The organism is Caryophanon tenue (assembly GCF_001700315.1).
Classification (GTDB): domain Bacteria; phylum Bacillota; class Bacilli; order Bacillales_A; family Planococcaceae; genus Caryophanon; species Caryophanon tenue.
Window position 1 is genome coordinate 90,462 of the sequence record NZ_MASJ01000012.1, and the last position, 18,442, is coordinate 108,903.

Sequence of the window (18,442 nt, forward strand, 5' to 3'; positions counted from 1 at the left end):
ACGCTATGGATTTCTCATTAAGTCAAGAACAAGAAATGTTCCGCCAATACGTCAGAAAATATTTACAAGATGTTGAAACAACTAAAATTGCACGTGATTACATTCACGGTGATATCAACACTGTTCAACAAAGCTTGGCTGGCTTAAACGAGCTTGGTTGTACACAGCTGAACATTCCCGAACAATATGATGGTATGGGGCTTGGCAAACTTGATTTAGTGCCTATTTTTGAAGAATTAGGCGCAGCACTTGTACCAGGGCTTCATTTAGAAACGCTAGCGCTTGCCGCACCAATGATTGAACAGTTCGGAAGCGACGAGCAAAAGCAAACCTATTTACCGAGCATCGCGAGCGCTGAAGCAACGTTTACCATCGCTTGGCTAGAACCTGGGCGCAGCTATAAAAAGCAAGGGATTCAATTGCAAGCACAGCATGATGCTGGCTCTCTCCTACTACAAGGTGTGAAAACATTAGTGCCGGATGTCGAACTTGCAACACATATCATTGTGCCAGTTCGCGTCAATGAACAAATCGCACTTGTTATTGTTGAGTCCGATACAGCAGGTTTAACGGTTTCACCGCTTCAATCATTTGACGAGACACGCAAACTATCACAGCTACAATTTGACAATGTGCGCGTATCGACAAATCAAGTGATTGGTCAGCTGGATGAAGGGTGGGCGATTTTAAATCGTGGCTTACTGTCATTCAATGCCGGCTTATCATCATGGCTTGTCGGTGCAACAGAACGCATCGTACAAATGGCGAATGAATATGCGCAAATCCGCGAGCAGTTCGGCAATCCGATTGGACGTTTCCAGGCGATTAAGCACCGTATTGTTGATATGAAGCTTGATTTAGAAACTGCACGCTCACTTTCCTACTATGCCAACTGGACATTAGAAACAGATGCACCCGATAAAGTAGAAGCCATTGTAAGCGCACGTATTTTTGCCACACAAACATTTATACGCGCTGCAGCGGACAATATTCAAATTCATGGCGGTATCGGCTTCACCGAAGAAATCGATTGCCATTTATATGTAAAACGTTCCCGCTTCTTTGAAAACTATTTAGGTGATATTGATACGTACTACGACCTTGCCATTGATGCACTTGGATGGACAGACGTCGCAGCACCAACAGCTCTTCCAATAACTCCATAATACGTCAATTGTAACTGCTGGCATTCAACCGGAGATTCCTGTCATACATAAAGCTCAATTCATTTATGGCATAAGGAATCTCTTTTCTTTGTTCTTTTATACGTACAGTCCATCATAAAGGAGTCGATATATGAATGTTCAAAACTTCTCGCACAGTAGCTTCTATGACTTATAAGCAAAAAGTGTTATTAATGGTCGGCGTTTTCTTATGTATTGAGTTAGGCTTAATGGTATCTTCTGAGTTCTCAGTAGCGTTACCAAAAATTATTGAAGACATTGGCGGTGTAGAGTTTTATTCACTTGTCTTTACAGCGAACTTAGCGATGTCTGCCATCGTTACGCCAATTGTTGGTAAATTGAGTGATATGTACGGTCGTCGCCAAGTGATTTTATTCGGGATTATTGTTATTTTAATTTCTGAAATTATTACACCTATTTTAGTATCGAATATTTTTCACTTAATGTTCTTCCGTGCCATTCAAGGCTTTGGTGGTGCAACAGTAGCGGTTGTCGGTTTAATTGTCATTAGTGATATTTTTGACATTCAAAACCGCGCAAAGTTTTTAGGTTTCTACGGTTCATTAAATGCCTTAACTGCGATTATCGCCCCAACAATTGGCGGTCTTTTCGTACAGTACTTATCGTGGCATTGGGTGTTCTATTCAATCATTCCGGTTGGTGTCGCTGGTCTTTATTTCGTTGCGAAATATATGCCAGACGTTCCGCGTGCTGAACACGCGAAACTGGATTACCGCGGCATTTCTATTTTAAGTACCGTGATTTTAATTATTGTAGCGATTACAACATTTGGCGGCACACTTATTCCATGGTCATCCATTTTCATGATTGGTTTATTTATTGCCTTTGCAGCACTTGTGGCACTGTTTATTTTCAGCCAAAAGAAAGCAGCAGACCCAATCATTCCGCTTCACCTATTTAAATATCGCGTCTTTAACGTTTGTTTATTCGCTGTATTTTCAATGATGTTTGCAGCAACAGGGCTTATCTTCTTCTTACCAATGTTCCTACAAAACATTCATGGCTTCACGCCAACAGAAACAGGGCTATTTATGACATACCGTGGCATTACATCATTTATTTTCGCAGCGCTAAGTGGCTTTGTCGTAGCGAAATTACGTGATTTCCGTCTTGTTGCGATTTTTGCGATGGTACTATTTGGCTTAATTATTTTCGCTTTAACATTCTTCACAACGTCTGCGTCTGCATTGGCGATTACAGCGATTTCATTCGTCTGGGGTTGTGCAAGTGGTGTCTTAGTAGCGATTTTCCACACAGGTATTCAAATGAACTTACCGAATAAAGATATTAGTGTGGCGATGAGTGTAACGCAATTATTCGTAGCGCTTGGCTCATTACTTGCAACATCTGTACTTGGTATTTTCGTACGTAACCCAGATTTAAGTTTAGGCTTCTTACAATTACTGTACGCTTGCTTAGGTGTTGTCGTATTTGCATCTATCGTCTTTATCGCCGTTGTGCAACGACGTAACTTAAAAGTGGCAGATGAAGAAGTACAAGAAATAAACGTAACAGAACAAGATTTACATGAAGAATTAACGTAAAAAAGAACCAACAACATGCCGTTATCCCCAAACGACATGTTGTTGGTTTTGTTGTTGTAGTCGTGCAAGTACTTGTTCCCCGGTTGGTAGCTCAATCGCCTCACGCTTCATCGCAATATAAAATGCGAGTGGCTTCAGCCAATTGTACGCATAAAGAGGTGGCTGTGCTTCTGCATACATCGTCTGCAAGACACGTGGCCACTCCTTTTGCTTTTGTACTAATGCTATGAGCGCATCTAACTCCTCTTCATTTAGCACATAGGTTGTCGCGACTTCGACAACTGCATCTTCAAACATGGGCAACATCAATTCCGCATCGTCTGCTATATATTTATTCAACCATTTGTTCGCGAATTTTTTCGTATATTTACCACCCATATACATGCCCGTAAGCCCTGCTACAATCGAAATGATGATAGGCACATTTGGGATAAGCCATGTCGGTAGCTTTGAACATAACACGAACCCTATCATGCCACCGATAACACTTACTAATTTTTTTAGCATATTTTTTGTAAGTTGCTGCGCCGATATTTTTCGTTGGATGGCATGCTTTATATCAATCACAGATAATACCCCTGTGACAATGGCAGCTGATAGCGCATCCTTATGTAACACAGACAATGCCTTTTCCATCAAAACTGAAGTCGTCATTGCCTTTTCTGTTAGCACGGTAGATAGCTCCTTTATCGTCAACTTCATGCTATTAAACTGTAGCTCATCTTTTAACCCTGCCTTCATCGCATAATTCATCACCACTTGTTCTTCCATACCATCTAATAAGCTTTCCACAAATTCCTCACCATACATCCCCATTCCGACCGCTATTGCAATTTGAAGTGCCTCTTCGTTTGTTGCACCGTTCCAGACACTTTGTGCATAACTTACCGCTGTACTCATACTTTTAATCTCACATTCAAGTATGATACGCCCTTCATCGGTTACGACAATACGGTCTATTTTTTGTAACGAGGCGATTGCTTGTAATTGCGCATATGAAAACAAACCTCGGTGAATTGGCACTGTAAAATCACTTGGCAGTTGGGCAATCACTTGTTCATACTGATCCGCGCTCACTTCAATATGGCTGTCGTCTCCATATGTGTTAGCGACGATTGCGTCACATGTTTGTTGGGCTGTTTCATAAAATAGATTCCATAGTTGCATCCCGCCACCCCTTTTTTACGAAAGCTTACTTCTCTAACCACTCCAATGTATACTGAATCATCGCTTCTTGTTGTTCGACTGCTGAAATCGTTGCGACACCATCACCACTTTGCTCACCATACATCCCAAATTGCGCGTGATTGCCACCGATGATTTCAGTAAATACGGTATGTGGTGGTAATAGTGCCTTTGATGCTTCGATATCTGCAAGAGATGTTAAACCGTCATGCTCAGCGTAAAGAGAGAGCACTGGAAAACTTGCTTGCTTTAAGTCCGCTGATGCACTCGGATACGCCGCTAATAGTAATAGCCCTTCTACGTCATGCTTAGCTGCATACATGGCAGCAGCTACACCACCTAAGGAATGCCCACCAATTATCCATTCCTTTATTTCTGGAAATTGCTCGATATATGTCGTTGCTTTACTTGAACTCAGTAGCGCAAAATTAAATGTCATTTGTGGCACAATGACCGTATAGCCTGCATTCATTAACCCCTGCGCGTAATAGCTATAAGCCGTATTTTCTACTTTTGCACCAGGGTATACAATCATACCTATCCCGTTTCCGTCTTCTGGTGCCATTATTAGCGCATCATCGGTTATAAACTGTTCAATGTTAACGAGTGATTGCAATTGTTCACTTGGCGTATACGTTGCCGAAGCCCATAGAAAAAAACTAATACATCCAATGATAATTAGGCTTACGATACTGATGAAAAGCCATTTAATGCCCTTTTTCATACATAACCTCCTCACTAATTACATAAAAAATACTCGGCGACATGTCTAGCAGTCGACAAGTATTTTGTAGCTGTATCTATTTACTGCATTGCATTCGTGCGTTCACCAGCTTGCTCAATAAATTGTTATAATAGGGCATCCCACGTGACAATTTCCCGTTTTGCCTGAACATACGTTTTGCTCTCCTTTGAAACTTTTGTATGTAACGGCCAAAAATTCACATGACAGCTCGCCTCTGTCATCTCCCTTACCATCACTCTAAGTTCCAATGTGCTTATTTTTTCAGGTGGTATAAGTGAGCGTCCTGTCGTCATACGCTTTACTGGTCGATGTAATTCGCTCAGAGCATCTTCACGAAACCTTTTCCGAAGCGGTCGCTTATCTTCTAATACTTCTGCTCCATCCAACTGTTGAAACGAAAAGATTTTATGGTCGTAATTGTACGTCGTTAAAAAATTCCGTTGTTGTGGCTGACGAAACACAACGACAATTTTTTGATGTACTTCGTCAATCGCAATCATCGAATCTCTATCTGGTGAAATAAATTGCTTTGTCACTGAAAAATCTTCTAGACTTTCTAAAAAATTTTGCATCATCGTCACTAATGCAACGGATATTCTATATTTTCTGTTGAATTCAAGCGCAATCGAACCACTTGCAATAATTAAAGCAATGACAAAACAAAAGAAAAAAATTCCGGTGTTTTATTCCCTGCCGTTGCATACAATAAAACGACAAGTAGCAACCCAAAACTGCCAACACCTGTCCACAGCATAAAATCCCTCCCCCTACTTATAAGTATATCTATACCCATATCACGCACAAAATTTAGTGTAAAATGCATGAAAATATTCGGGGGGAACAAGACTTTCAGCCACCAATCTATGTTGATAGCATGCGATGTCACAACTGCTTCATTTACTGGCAAACTAAAAAAACTACCCGTAAAATACGGATAGTTCTACTTTCTATTAACGAGCTTTACGCTTATAAAAAGACTGAAGAGACGGCTTAAATACGAATGCACCCGCTACTAATAGTGCACTACTCATATAAAATACACTGAGGATACCAAATACTCCGCCTAGTAAACCGAAACCAAGTGGTGCTGTTACTTGTGCGAGACGATTTACAGTTAAGCGTAAGCCAAGCACCTCTGCTGTTCGGTCAGGTGGCGAGGCATTGTACGTAATCGTCATCGAAATCGGTTGACCACATCCAAGACCACAGCCCATTAAAAATATCCATATGGCCAACATATATATGTCATCAAATAATGGCATCGCGCCAAATGATAGCCCTGCAACAAAAATCGATAAAAATAAAATTTGTTTACGGCTAACAACATCCAACAAACGTGGCAATAAAAACCGGATAAACATAATCGCCATCCCTTGAATCGCTATCATCCACCCTATTTCCGTTTCAGTCATGCCAATATGCTGACCAAACAACGGAAAATACGCAATAAAGATATCTTTCGAATACAGTACGAGTGCACTTGCAAAAAGCGCTACCTTCAGTTGATGGTTTTGAAGTAAACGGAACGATGCTATTAATGGCTGACGTTCCTTTACTGTTGAATATTTATCAATGTTTAACGTAGCAACTACGGCTATCCCTAACACTGCACAACCAATACAAAATACATATACCATATTATATGAAAAATATTGCGTCAAATAACCACCGACAATTGGACCGATTACTGCACCTAATGCTACAACTAATGTAAACCAGCTAAAATAAGTATCTCTATTTTCACTTGTCGACTCGTGCCCTAATATATTTTGCATGGAAATTGGAATGAAGACATTGGCAATGCCCATCAAAATTTGCGAGGCAATAATGCCTACTATATTCGGGAGCACAATCGGAAACACTAAAGCAATCACAATTGACATATACGCGATGATTGATGGTAGCTTATCACCTAACTTATCAATTAATTGACCAAAATAAATAGCTAAAAACAAAGGAAAAAATGCGTATAAGGCTGTCACTATTCCAATTTCAACTAGCGAGGCTCCATACGAATCTGCAGATAAAGTAATGACAGGTCGCGTTGCATTTATGATAATATGAAAAAATAAAGTAATCATTAATACTTTTTTACATTCATGTTATTCCCACCTAACTTATAAAGGATGTGTTCACTTGCACTCTAACAATCAACTTTCCACTGAAAAAATCGCGACGATATCTACAACAGCTGAAATCGTACAAGACCAATTTGATCTCGTCGTGAACAATTGGATATCATCTATTCATCCGTCCTTTTTATCGTTTCCAGTTGTCGTTATGTGTATCGGTACAGATAAACATATTGTCGATTGCTACGGCCCTTTAGTTGGCACGCTTTTACAACAATCTAATCATAAATATATTATTTTCGGTACATTAACAAACCCTGTAACAGCCTTTAACATCGACGATTCCATCGCTTTAGCGAAGAAAATGTTTCCGCATAGTTTAATTATTTGTCTAGATGCAGCTATTAGTCGTACACCTAAAACAGGTGCGCTTGAAATTTTTAAAGGGCCTTTAAAACCTGGCGATGCATTGGGCAAAAAATTTACACCCATTGGCGACTTCCACTTAAAGGGTTTTGTGAACTATAGCGAGACTGACCAAGATATACACTTTATGAATGATACACGCTTAGCAGTTGTTTATCGTATGGCCCAAGTAACGGTGCACTTATTACAATTACTTCACGACAAAATCCCACAACATTAAATTGTGGGATTTTGTTGCTAAAATAAGCTAATGGCTCCTGTTACAAGTGCGCCGATAATTAACAGCACCGATACAAATAATGCTGGTAAAAACGCAAATTTTTGGAACTCCCCTAAATCTACTTTCACCATACCGACTAATAGTAATGTTGATGCTACTAGTGGGCTTAAAAAATGAATCGGCTGACCAAGTATAGAAGCACGTGCAATTTCTAATGGACTGATGCCATAAGCAGAAGCCGCTTCCGCTAAAATTGGTAGTACCCCATAATAATACGCATCATTTGAAAGTACAAATGTAAGTGGTAAACTCGTAATCGCGACAACTATTGGAAATGCACTTCCCACTGACTCTGGAATAACATTCACAATAGCATTTGCTATCGCATCAACCATCCCTGTTCCTGAAAAAATTCCAGTAAATGCACCTGCAGCAAATACTAACGCAACAACTGTAATAACATTTGGTGCGTGCACTTCAATACGCTCTTTTTGTAATTCAATATTTGGATAGTTAATCATTAATGCAATGACAAAACCAATCATAAATAATGTGGCCGCCGGTAAAATACCGAAAATCAATAAGCCCATTACCGTCAATGTTAAAATAAAGTTTGGCACTAGCATTTTCGGACGTTTTAAATACGTAGCATCCTCCATTGTTAATGCCATCTCTGGAATTTGCTCAAATACTACTTTCGGTTCTGCTGTAATAACACCTAAGCGTTTCTCTTCCATTTTCCCTAATGTAAATGCTACTAATGTAATCGCTATCATTCCGACGAATAATGTTGGAATCATCGGCAAGAAGAATTCGTTCGCATCCAGCCCTAACGCTGCAATCGCTCGCGTTGCAGGTCCTCCCCATGGTGTCATTGAACTCATAACAGATACCGATAATAATGAAATTGTCGCTAATATTAAACGATTCATCCCAAGACGCTTATATAATGGAAACATCGCTGCTATCGTAATCATATGTGTTGTTGTCCCATCCCCATCTAAAGCAACAAGCATTGAAATAATAGCTGTACCTAATGCGATACGTAGCGGACTGCCTTTTACAACTTTCACGATTTTATTAATGAGTGGGTCAAACAAACCTGCATCTAATAAAATGGCAAAGAATAAAATAGCAAAGAATAACAGTACTGCTGTTGGTGCTACAACCTTAATGCCCTCCATAATCATTGACCCTAATTCATTATAAAACCCAGCAAGAGAACCAAATATAATCGGTAAGACAATGAGCGCAATGAGTGGCGATAGCTTCTTCGTCATAATTAAATACGTAAACAAAATAACCATTGCAAAGCCTAAAAATGTAAGCATACAATACCCCCTATTATGTTGTGAACATCCCTAAAACTTGAGTACTCTTAAAATTCACTCTACTCAAAATATATAAATAAGTAAAATATATAAATTTTAAAGAAAAACTTTAAAAAAACTTATAATCCAGTAAACCTACATAATAGGGAGAGCATTTTATACAATCAGATTTTTATTCTTTTGGATGAAATCAATAAATTTTTTAACGATTTCTAATTCCTTACTTTGTTCTGAATACAGAAGCCACGTTTCTCGTTCAACTGGCACACCGCTTTTTAATATCAATTCGTATCGATGAAGCCCTTCCACATTTATCAAACTAATTTTAGGTAAAATCGTAATGCCTAAACCATGCTTCACCATTTCTTTACATGTTTCTTGGCGATTCGTTTCCATAATGACATTCGGTGGAATTTGATAACGGTCATACCACCATTTATCAATTAAGTTCCGCAGTGATGCATCTGTTTTATAACTAATATAAGGCATGTTTGGCACATCATTCATATCAATAGGCTCTTTTGAAATTAGATATAGCTTCTCTACATTCATCAAGATTTTTTCGCCGTACCAATCGTTATTTCCACGTAAAATCCCGACATGTACTTTCGATGTATTTAATAACTCCATTACATACGTACTCCATCCAGTATTAATGTTAAACAATACATTCGGATAACTTGTCGAAAATTCTTTTAAAATGCCCGGCAAAATATATTGTGCAAAATTATCCGATGAGCCAATTCGTAATAGTCCACGTACTTCTTCTGATAGATTGGAAATCCGGTCTTTCGTTTCTTGAAGTTCCTTTAACATTCGCTCAGCATATTTCACTAAAAATTGTCCTTCAATCGTAAAATCTACGCCCCCTTTAATTTTATACAGAATTTTAATGTTAAATTGTTCCTCTAAATTTTGAATGCGATAGGTTAACGCAGGCTGTGATACAAATAATCGTCTTGCCGCCCGACTAATATTGCCTTCCTCTCTAATCGCTATTAATGCTTCCCAATCTTTCTCTACCATAGGAGACACCCCTTTATAAGTTTTATTTATAAAAAAAGTAATAATTTGTGTATTTTACTTATAAATATAATCCATTATAGACTAGCTATACAACCACAAGGAGGGATTCACATGAAAGTGCCAATCGTTTTAATGCGTGGAGGAACAAGTAAAGCCGTTTTTTTAAAGAAGGAGCATCTACCTTCTGACCCAACACAATGGTCAGCATTTTTACTTGATTTAATGGGTAGCCCCGACCAACGACAAATTGACGGCTTAGGTGGTGGCAATTCGTTAACGAGTAAAGTCGCCATTATTCATTCATCTGAGCTGCCACATATAGATATTGAATATACATTTGCCCAAGTAAGTATCGTTGACCAAACTGTCGATTTTAAAGGGAATTGTGGCAATATTTCTTCTGCCGTTGCTTCATACGCAATTCATACAGGACTTATTCCACCGGTGGAACCTATTACACGCACAACTATTTTAAATACGAATACAAATAAATTAATTACTGCGGAAGTGGAAGTACACAACGGACAAGTCGTAACAGAAGGAACTATTGAAATTCCTGGTGTTCCCGGTACTGGCTCACCTATTTATTTAACATTCCAAGCTGGAGAAGGTGCTGTCACAAACAAACTTTACCCAACTGGCAAGCCCATTGATACTATTACTATTCGTCATCAACAGATTGATATTTCCATCATCGACTATGCCAATCCACTCGTCTATGTGAAAGCTGAAGACCTTGGTTTAAAAGGAACTGAACTACCACATGAAATTTCACCTGAAACCTTACAACTTTGCGAGGAAATTCGGGGGCTAGCGGCGGAGATGTGTGGCTTTTGTAAAGCACACGAAGCAAAATTTAAATCGCCAGCCGTACCAAAATTGACAATTATTAGCCCTGCTCAAGACTATGTTGATGCGACTGGTCGACACCATAAAGCAACGTCTATGGATTTACAAATTCGTATGCTTTCGATGCAACAACCACATAATGCATTAGCCATTACTGGTGCTATTTGTACATCTGCTGCTATCTTTTTAAACGAAACGATTTTACAGCCATTTGCTACGTGCAAAAACGATGTGATACGCCTTGCGCACCCTGGTGGTATTATGCAAACTAAACTCGTTGTTGCCAATCATAAAATTCAAGGCATTAAAGTAATTCGAACTGCTCGCGTTTTACTCTCTGGCGTTGCCTATACTAAAAATCAGTTCGATTACGCAACTTATCGTCAAACTGTGTAACACAAACTGCTCAATCAACCTTCTGTCGACATAATACGCTTTCTCAAATTAAAAAGACCAAAGCTTCTTCATAAACAAAAGCTTTGGTCTTCTTCTATTAATCATCTACGCTTTGTAAATTACTCTTGTAAGCCTCGCTACTTAAAGCTCCGCTGCGTATTTATTTAATTCCTTACTCATCGCTTCAATCTTCGTCATTAAAGCCGAAATTTCATCCGTAGACGCCGCTTGTTCATGCCCAATCGCAACAACCTCTTGAATCGTTGTTGTAATTTCATTAACGGAACTTTGGATATTCGTTAATGTTTGGCGAATTTTTTCAGTAGACGACACCGTTTCATGGGACAGCTTGCGAATTTCATCGGCCACGACAGCGAACCCTAAACCTTTGTCCCCCGCTCGTGCCGCTTCAATTGCAGCATTTAACCCTAAAAGATTCGTCTGGTCCGCAACGCGTTTAATGAAATTTAGCACATCATCCGTATTTTTCACTTCGTTCATCGCATGCGTAGACTGTGTTAGTAATTTATCACTAATATTCGACAATCCTTCTGAGCTATCTGTAATCACAGCTACACGCGCATTCGCCTTTTCAAGCGCCTGCAAAATTTCATCTGAAATCGCGCGAAGTCGCTTTTCATTTTGCTTTTGCAATTGAATCGCTAATGCGCCAATAACGCGTCCTTCGTGTACAATTGGTGCCGCAACTCCTGTAAACGGCAGTCCAAAAAACTCCGCTGGCACTTCATCACGTATAATCGTGTTTGTTCGAATACAGTCTGCTAAAGGCTCTTTCGGATTAATGTTCGTCCCCGCTCTTGCGCCAATATCAATCTTTGTCCCCGGAAAATATGTAATCCATTTTTCCGTATTCGTTAAGCCAATCGCCAAGTCTGGTAACATCGTGTGAAATAAAGGGATCATGTCTAAATATGTTTCTAAAACCGGATGGATATCTGTTCGTAAAATTGTTGTTCTCATCTCAAATTCTCCTTTAGGTCATTGCTAAATTTTTTGCTATACACCTTTGCATCTTACTTCGAGCACTACTTCGTTCAATAACATACCACGTTTTCAGTGCTTATAATAAATACGAGCTATGAGAAAATACCCAACAAATCAAATACTTCCTTTTCAATGACACATTTTATCCATTTATAGTGTTTTCACATTAGTATTTTACCTTTTTTTACAAAATAATAAAAACATTAGATATTGAAAGTGGTGGGGATTTTAGTTTTGGTGGTGGCCTGAGAGGATAGGTATTAACATCACACTTTTTAAAAATCAATCTCTGAAACATATAACGCCTGTGCAGAGAAAACTTTTACACACAAAAAGCCCAGCCATCTCGAACACACTACTCACAAATGTCGAGCGTTCTTCTCACCTAAAATACGGAAAATAAAAGTGAATGATACATCATTATTATCGAACAAATATACTTTCAGAAAAACAAAATCTACAGCTAATTTTCATTTATAATTGAGAGAGAATCATCCTCGATTTCCTCTCAAAAAATATAGATAATAATTCTAGAAAAGACCCCATCCTTTGGTTCTTATGTTTCGAGAACGCGGATACAAGTAGATGTTATCATTAGATCTTGAAACATAAGACCTCGGTGATATATCTACTTTCCAACTATGTTTTTGACTAAGTAAATGCTGTTGGGACATTAAAAGATTCAACTCTCTATTCAGCTAAATAAAAAGGTATTTGTTATAATTAACGAAAATAATGTTTTAAATGTGAGGAAGGTGCAAAGATGATTCAACATGAAAATGAGCAGTGTATATCAGATAATATAGAGAAAGAATCACAAGCTATCAATCATATTTACAAGGATCGCTTCCAGCGACATCGAACTCCTTTATCTGGACAAGAATTACGTGAAGCAGCTATTAATAAATACAAAAAAATTATTCAAAGCCAAAAAGGAACTCTCTAATATCTTGAGTGTTCCTTTTATCGATGTATTCATAATTTGAGCAGAAATATAAAGTAGAACAATATAATATGCACTTATTTTCCAATGAAATACTTCTAGCAATTTACTAGATTCTAAAGAGAGTGATAGGGCTAAGTCTTCTGGATTGTGGAATTGCTGCCAGTTCCGCTCATCGCGGAACTGTAAAATTTTTTCTCATAGTTAGTCTAAGTCATTCATCTTATTCACCTGATGTTTGATAGGGTAAGGGTATGATTATAAAATCGTCATGAATGTTCTGAATTACCTTTGTACCTGGTAATCGCAAATTATTGTATAATATAATCTAAATACTAAATACTATAGCTATAAACTATAGAAGGGATTGAAATTGATGGAACTTCGACAATTAGAATATTTCCTTGTACTCTGCGAGGTAATGCAATTTACCAAAGCTGCTGAAAGACTGTTAATTGCGCAACCTACGTTAAGTCAGCAAATCAAAATACTTGAACAAGAACTCGGCACCCCACTTTTCCATCGAATTGGCAAAAAAATATCACTGACTGATGCAGGGTATATTCTATTAGAACAAGCTCGAACAATGTTTCAAACGCTTGATGCCACAAAAGAGCAAATCCAACAGTTAGATAGCTTAGAAAAAGGAACATTACGCATTGGTGCGTTACCGGGGGAATTAACGAATTTAGTTTCATCAATTTCGTTACAGTTCATGAAACAATATCCGAACATTCAAGTTCACATCACGTCAAATGAAGATATTCATGAAATGCTTCGTAACAACATGATTGAAGTTGGCTTTACATTTTCGCTACATAGCGATCAATTTGATCAGCGATTTGAGGAAACAGCCTTATATAAAGAAGCCTTTTGCTATATCGAACGAAAAGATAATGATATGTGTAAAGATGTGCTTACGTTACCTGAAGCACTTTCAAAACCGCTCGTACTTTTCCCAAACGCACATTTATGTCGACGCATTTTAAACCATGCTGCGAAAACGGAAAAACTTCCGGTTACACCTCGCTTTGAAACGTCTAGTATTGACTCGATTTTTTCATTTGTCGAACAAGGACTTGGTGGAACGATTGTGGCGAAAACATTATTCGACTTATATGGCACAAGTGCGCTCCAAGCATACACAATTGACCACCCTCTTTTACAACGCGAAACGTTACTGATTACACAAAAAGAACGCCAATCATCGCCTACCCTTCAAGCGTTCAACGAATTATTAGCACAAGAATTAACGAAGTTTACACTACAATTGTCTTAAAAAAGAGGAAGTAAGCATCGGCTCACTTCCTTTTTTCTTACTTCATTGATTTTGTTTCCGTTAATTTCACATGCCATGACAATGCTTCTGCTAGTAAATGCGGTGTATGTGCATTGTTTGTCGCTTCAACTGCTCTGTTATAATAATCACGTAGCTGTTCTTTATAATCTGGATGTGCACAGTTTTCAATAATTAGCTCTACACGTTCCTTCGGTGCTAAACCTCGTAAATCAGCAATCCCTTGTTCTGTGACAATGACATCGACATCATGCTCTGTATGGTCGTGATGTGAAACCATTGGTACGATTGATGAAATGTCCCCACCTTTTGCATAGGACTTCGTCACAAAAATCCCAAGACGTGCATTGCGTGCAAAGTCACCTGAGCCACCAATTCCGTTCATCATTTTTGATCCCGTTACGTGCGTTGAATTAACGTTCCCATAAATATCCACTTCAAGTGCGGTATTGATTGAAATTAAGCCGAGGCGACGGATAATTTCAGGGTGATTCGAAATTTCTTGTGGGCGTAATACAAGCTGTGATTGGTATTTTTTCAAATTTCCATACACTTCTTTGCCGTACGCTTCGCTTAAAGTAATCGATGTACCTGAAGCTACTTTTACCTTTCCAGCATCAATTAATTCAAATACAGCGTCTTGCAGAACTTCTGAATACACTTCAAGATTTTCAAATTCTGAATCTAAAAAGCCATTGAGTACAGCATTCGCAACAGAGCCTACGCCTGATTGTAATGGTGCGAGTTCCTTTGTTAATCGACCTGCCTCAATTTCTTGGCGGAAGAATGTGAGTAAATGGTCTGCAATTTGTGCCGTTTCTTCATCTGGTGGCACAATTAGTGACGGCGCATCTTTCATTTCGGATAAAACAATACCTCGAATTTTTGATACATCTACTGGAATCCCAGATGTACCAATACGATCACCAGCGTTTGTCATTGGAATCGGTTCACGCTTCCCTTGGACACCTGGCATATAAATATCATGAATACCTTCTAATTCAGCTGGCTGAGCTGTATTTAATTCAATGATAATTTCTTTTGCATGTTGTGCAATGACTGGCGAGTTGCCAACAGATGTTGTTGGAATAATCATCCCATCTTCTGTAATGGCCACTGCTTCAATAATTGCGACATCGATTGGCCCAACAATGCCTGTACGAATCAATTCTGCATTATGTGAAACGTGTGCATCCGTATATAAAATTTCACCTTGATTAATTAAATTACGCATGACAGGGTCGCCTTGATATGGTGCACGTTTACGAATGATTCCTGCTTGTGCCATGTACTGGTCAACCTCTGGGCCTAATGAAGCCCCTGTATAAACATCTACTTTAAAGTTTTCTGTTTTCGCTTTTTCCACTAGCGCAAGCGGTACAATCTTTGCATCCCCTGCACGTGTAAAGCCGCTCATTCCTACTAACATACCATCTGTAATCCATGTAGCTGCTTCATCGGCTGTTACAATTTTATCTTGAAGTAATTTATGACGAATACGATTGTTCATACGACTTATTCCTTCCATGGTGAATGTAAAATACAATCACAAAAATTCTTATTTTTAAATTGCGGATTAAAATGTGCACAAATGTCTTGTTTCATATTCCCGAATGTCGTTTGTGGCTTATGTTTAATACCATCATAAAAAGCTTGAATAATATTTTGTTTGAAGTTAACACGTGGGAATACATCTAAAACCGCCTGACGTTCCGTTTCTGTTAATAATTCATAACCATCGCCCATAACGTCTGTTCCGACCCCTGCAAATAACAGCGCCACTTCATTTTCTTTATGCTCTGCAATGCCTGGTGTTGTATGCAAGGCAATTGCATCCCATACAACTTGTATCGCCTGCTTTTCAACGTTATATGTTTGCAAAAACTGACGTGCTGCATTCGCACCATCCACTTCAAAACGCAAATCATCACTGCTGTAAAGCTTCGTTAAACCTAAATCATGAAAGAGTGCACTTATATAAAGAAGCTCTTGATCATATTTCACTTGTTCTTTTTGTGCCTTTAACGCCCCAAATAGATACACACGATTGGAGTGATTGAATAATAAGTCCGAGCCATTTTCAAGCAAAACTTCTTTTGCATCTAATGCCATTTTCGTATCTGGAATTTTAATACCTGCGATCTCTACCATAACCATCCCTCTTTTCATTCAGAATTAACTTTATTGTAAGAAGAATCCAACCATTCGTAAATACAATAAAAACTATAATAATCATAGTTTAAAACTATATTAACTAATTCAAAAAGGACGAGGCACTTAGACTGTTTACACGAATTTCTTAACATACATCTTCTTCAACGTGCGATGAAGGCAATTTTTATGAATGTAAAATTGTCGCGTAATGAATTATATTTGTACCTGGTGCTCGCCGAATAACGAAAAAAAGACCACTCATAAGTGTTCGACACAATTCCAAAAAGGACATCATTTGACGTAAATATATAAAAAGCTTACATTTAACCTAGAATAAATTCACACTTTAAAGTTAATTTATTCGCTACGCAATAGAACACTATTTTATTTGGAGGCGTTGTAAATGAGAGGTTGGTTATTTTCAGGTACGAATAAGCCATTGGAGCTAATTGAAAAAGAGGATCCAAAGGCAATTCCAGGTCAAATTGTCATTGAAGTGAAAGCCGCTGGACTTTGTCACTCAGATGTCGCTGCTTTACAAGACCCAGGCTGGATGCCACTATTTCCAAATGGACCAGTCATTATGGGACATGAATTTGCAGGTGTTGTAATCGAAGTTGGCGAAGGTGTTGAAAACTTTAAAGTTGGTGATCGTGTTGGGGCAAACCCAATGAATCGTGAAACAAAAGTAACAGCGGGCTATACGTATGATGGTGGCTACGCAGAAAAAGTTCGCGTGCCTGCCGATCAATGTGTACGTATTCCAGACGGCGTTTCATTTGAAGAAGGTGCTGCGTCCACTGATGCAGGGATTACATCTTACCGTGCCGTATTCACGATTGGACAAGCAAAAGAAGGCACGAAATTAGGCATTATCGGTGTTGGTGGACTTGGTCAATTTGCCCTTCAAATGGCACTTATTAAAGGTTGTGAAGTTGTCGCAACAGATGTTTCTCCAGAGGCACGTAAATTAGCGGAGGAGCTAGGTGCTCATAAAGCATATGATTCAATTGCAGATATGCAAGAGGCACAATGTGATGTGATTGTTGATTTTGCAGGATTTGGCACTACAACAGCAGAAGCCGTTGAGGCAGTTAAACCTCAAGGGACAGTTGTTATAGTAGGTATGGGTATTTTACAGTCCAATATTAATACGTACTCAATGATTACGAAAGAAGTTAAACTGCTAGGTAGTAACGGTGGATCGGTAGAAGATTTACAGGGCGTCTATGATTTATTTGCTACCGGCAAAATGAACCCACAGCTTGTAACAATTCCATTTGAGGAAATCGATAAAGGCTTAGAAAAATTAAAAAATCATGAAGTAAAAGGCCGCTTAGTAGCTGTGTTTGAATAATGAAAGGAACTCCCCTCGATGTTGTAAACGAGGGGAGTTTTGTTCTTCATCTTAAAATTTTAAAAGCCACATTCATTAAATATACTTGTCGCAAATTAAAAATGACAAATTCGTCCCATCACTTGAAATTTTGCGCAAGTTAGCAATAGCACTTGATTACGATATTTACACACTTTCTTTAAATGCTGGAATTTATTCAGAAGAAAATTTAACGATACTAGCTAAACATGTTGACCCAACTGAAGATGAGGAAGAATTGAATTTCTATACAAAAGAGGAACTACTTCATTTCTTAAAATGCATGGAAGAAGAAAATAACTTCAAGGCGTACACCCTCTTCCGCATTCTCGCCTTCTCCGGCATGCGTAAAGGTGAAGCACTCGCACTAACGTGGGAAGATATTAATTTCAAAGACTGTGAAATTCGAATTAACAAGGCGTTATCCCGCGGGAAAGATAATCGATTATACGTCAAAACAACGAAAACAAAATCTTCCCGTCGTACATTGAAGATGGACTGATGCAACCTACGAAACTCGTAAATGGATGTTACACGTACAACAAAAATACGGGCTGAAGGAAATTACAACACATGGCTTACCCTACACGCACTATTCGTTGTTATTTGAAGTTGATGCAACGATTGAGTACTGCGGAGCGTTTGAGCCAGCAGTGCGGAACTTTAAGC

General features: G+C 38.6%; 17 protein-coding genes. 8 read left to right on the top strand and 9 right to left on the bottom strand.

The genetic code is table 11. From position 1 onward, the window contains the following. Nucleotides 1–5 precede the first annotated feature (5 nt). Together A6M13_RS08090 and A6M13_RS08095 are read left to right on the top strand one after the other, a co-directional pair. Nucleotides 6–1,166 (top strand): acyl-CoA dehydrogenase family protein, encoded by a 1,161-nt coding sequence (locus A6M13_RS08090; protein ID WP_066544838.1) that lies wholly within the window; start codon nucleotides 6–8, stop codon nucleotides 1,164–1,166. Between the two features lie 134 nt (nucleotides 1,167–1,300). Beyond that, nucleotides 1,301–2,749 (top strand): MFS transporter, encoded by a 1,449-nt coding sequence (locus tag A6M13_RS08095; RefSeq protein ID WP_066544842.1) that lies wholly within the window; start codon nucleotides 1,301–1,303, stop codon nucleotides 2,747–2,749. Nucleotides 2,750–2,770: 21 nt separating this feature from the next. Here A6M13_RS08095 and A6M13_RS08100 read toward each other — a convergent pair whose 3' ends face one another. From A6M13_RS08100 to A6M13_RS08115, 4 genes are all read right to left on the bottom strand, one after another. Next, nucleotides 2,771–3,916: a hypothetical protein gene (locus A6M13_RS08100; protein ID WP_066544844.1), complete on the bottom strand. Its 1,146-nt coding sequence runs from the start codon at nucleotides 3,914–3,916 to the stop codon at nucleotides 2,771–2,773. A gap of 25 nt (nucleotides 3,917–3,941) precedes the next feature. Then, entirely contained in the window at nucleotides 3,942–4,658 is a 717-nt protein-coding gene (locus A6M13_RS08105) for an alpha/beta hydrolase (protein WP_066544846.1), read from the bottom strand. A 125-nt stretch (nucleotides 4,659–4,783) separates the two neighbouring features. Then, nucleotides 4,784–5,215, bottom strand: coding sequence for a hypothetical protein (locus A6M13_RS08110; protein WP_066544848.1), 432 nt, complete (start codon nucleotides 5,213–5,215; stop codon nucleotides 4,784–4,786). Nucleotides 5,216–5,629: 414 nt separating this feature from the next. Beyond that, nucleotides 5,630–6,760, bottom strand: a complete 1,131-nt coding sequence (locus A6M13_RS08115; protein ID WP_066544851.1) for an MFS transporter — start codon at nucleotides 6,758–6,760, stop codon at nucleotides 5,630–5,632. Between the two features lie 55 nt (nucleotides 6,761–6,815). Between A6M13_RS08115 and yyaC the strand changes: the two genes are divergently transcribed. Continuing rightward, on the top strand, nucleotides 6,816–7,397 hold the full coding sequence (gene yyaC / locus A6M13_RS08120) for a spore protease YyaC (RefSeq protein WP_083998278.1): 582 nt from the start codon (nucleotides 6,816–6,818) through the stop codon (nucleotides 7,395–7,397). A 17-nt stretch (nucleotides 7,398–7,414) separates the two neighbouring features. Here the strand turns inward: yyaC and A6M13_RS08125 are convergent, their stop codons facing one another. Together A6M13_RS08125 and A6M13_RS08130 are read right to left on the bottom strand one after the other, a co-directional pair. Beyond that, entirely contained in the window at nucleotides 7,415–8,728 is a 1,314-nt protein-coding gene (locus A6M13_RS08125; RefSeq protein WP_066544853.1) for a CitMHS family transporter, read from the bottom strand. 156 nt (nucleotides 8,729–8,884) lie between these two features. Continuing rightward, the gene (locus tag A6M13_RS08130; RefSeq protein ID WP_066544857.1) at nucleotides 8,885–9,754 is read right to left on the bottom strand and encodes a LysR family transcriptional regulator; all 870 of its coding nucleotides are present in this window, start codon (nucleotides 9,752–9,754) and stop codon (nucleotides 8,885–8,887) included. Nucleotides 9,755–9,865: 111 nt separating this feature from the next. On the opposite strand from A6M13_RS08130, the gene A6M13_RS08135 reads away from it, so the two are divergent. Next, nucleotides 9,866–10,999, top strand: a complete 1,134-nt coding sequence (locus tag A6M13_RS08135) for a 2-methylaconitate cis-trans isomerase PrpF family protein (RefSeq protein ID WP_066544858.1) — start codon at nucleotides 9,866–9,868, stop codon at nucleotides 10,997–10,999. A gap of 141 nt (nucleotides 11,000–11,140) precedes the next feature. Here A6M13_RS08135 and A6M13_RS08140 read toward each other — a convergent pair whose 3' ends face one another. Beyond that, nucleotides 11,141–11,980 (bottom strand): methyl-accepting chemotaxis protein, encoded by an 840-nt coding sequence (locus tag A6M13_RS08140; RefSeq protein ID WP_066544859.1) that lies wholly within the window; start codon nucleotides 11,978–11,980, stop codon nucleotides 11,141–11,143. Nucleotides 11,981–12,767: 787 nt separating this feature from the next. Between A6M13_RS08140 and A6M13_RS16110 the strand changes: the two genes are divergently transcribed. Together A6M13_RS16110 and A6M13_RS08150 are read left to right on the top strand one after the other, a co-directional pair. Next, nucleotides 12,768–12,950 (top strand): hypothetical protein, encoded by a 183-nt coding sequence (locus tag A6M13_RS16110; RefSeq protein ID WP_066544860.1) that lies wholly within the window; start codon nucleotides 12,768–12,770, stop codon nucleotides 12,948–12,950. A gap of 373 nt (nucleotides 12,951–13,323) precedes the next feature. Further along, the gene (locus A6M13_RS08150; protein WP_066544861.1) at nucleotides 13,324–14,226 is read left to right on the top strand and encodes a LysR family transcriptional regulator; all 903 of its coding nucleotides are present in this window, start codon (nucleotides 13,324–13,326) and stop codon (nucleotides 14,224–14,226) included. Nucleotides 14,227–14,263: 37 nt separating this feature from the next. Here A6M13_RS08150 and scpC read toward each other — a convergent pair whose 3' ends face one another. Beyond that, a complete protein-coding gene (gene scpC, locus A6M13_RS08155; protein ID WP_425393915.1) occupies nucleotides 14,264–15,754 on the bottom strand; it encodes a succinyl-CoA:acetate CoA-transferase ScpC in 1,491 nt (496 codons plus the stop codon). Nucleotides 15,755–15,759: 5 nt separating this feature from the next. Beyond that, on the bottom strand, nucleotides 15,760–16,395 hold the full coding sequence (locus tag A6M13_RS08160) for an HD domain-containing protein (protein WP_141680921.1): 636 nt from the start codon (nucleotides 16,393–16,395) through the stop codon (nucleotides 15,760–15,762). A gap of 406 nt (nucleotides 16,396–16,801) precedes the next feature. On the opposite strand from A6M13_RS08160, the gene A6M13_RS08165 reads away from it, so the two are divergent. Both A6M13_RS08165 and A6M13_RS16515 read left to right on the top strand, forming a co-directional pair. Further along, nucleotides 16,802–17,755: a zinc-binding dehydrogenase gene (locus tag A6M13_RS08165; protein WP_066544864.1), complete on the top strand. Its 954-nt coding sequence runs from the start codon at nucleotides 16,802–16,804 to the stop codon at nucleotides 17,753–17,755. 85 nt (nucleotides 17,756–17,840) lie between these two features. Beyond that, entirely contained in the window at nucleotides 17,841–18,275 is a 435-nt protein-coding gene (locus A6M13_RS16515; protein ID WP_066544865.1) for a site-specific integrase, read from the top strand. Nucleotides 18,276–18,442 lie beyond the last annotated feature (167 nt).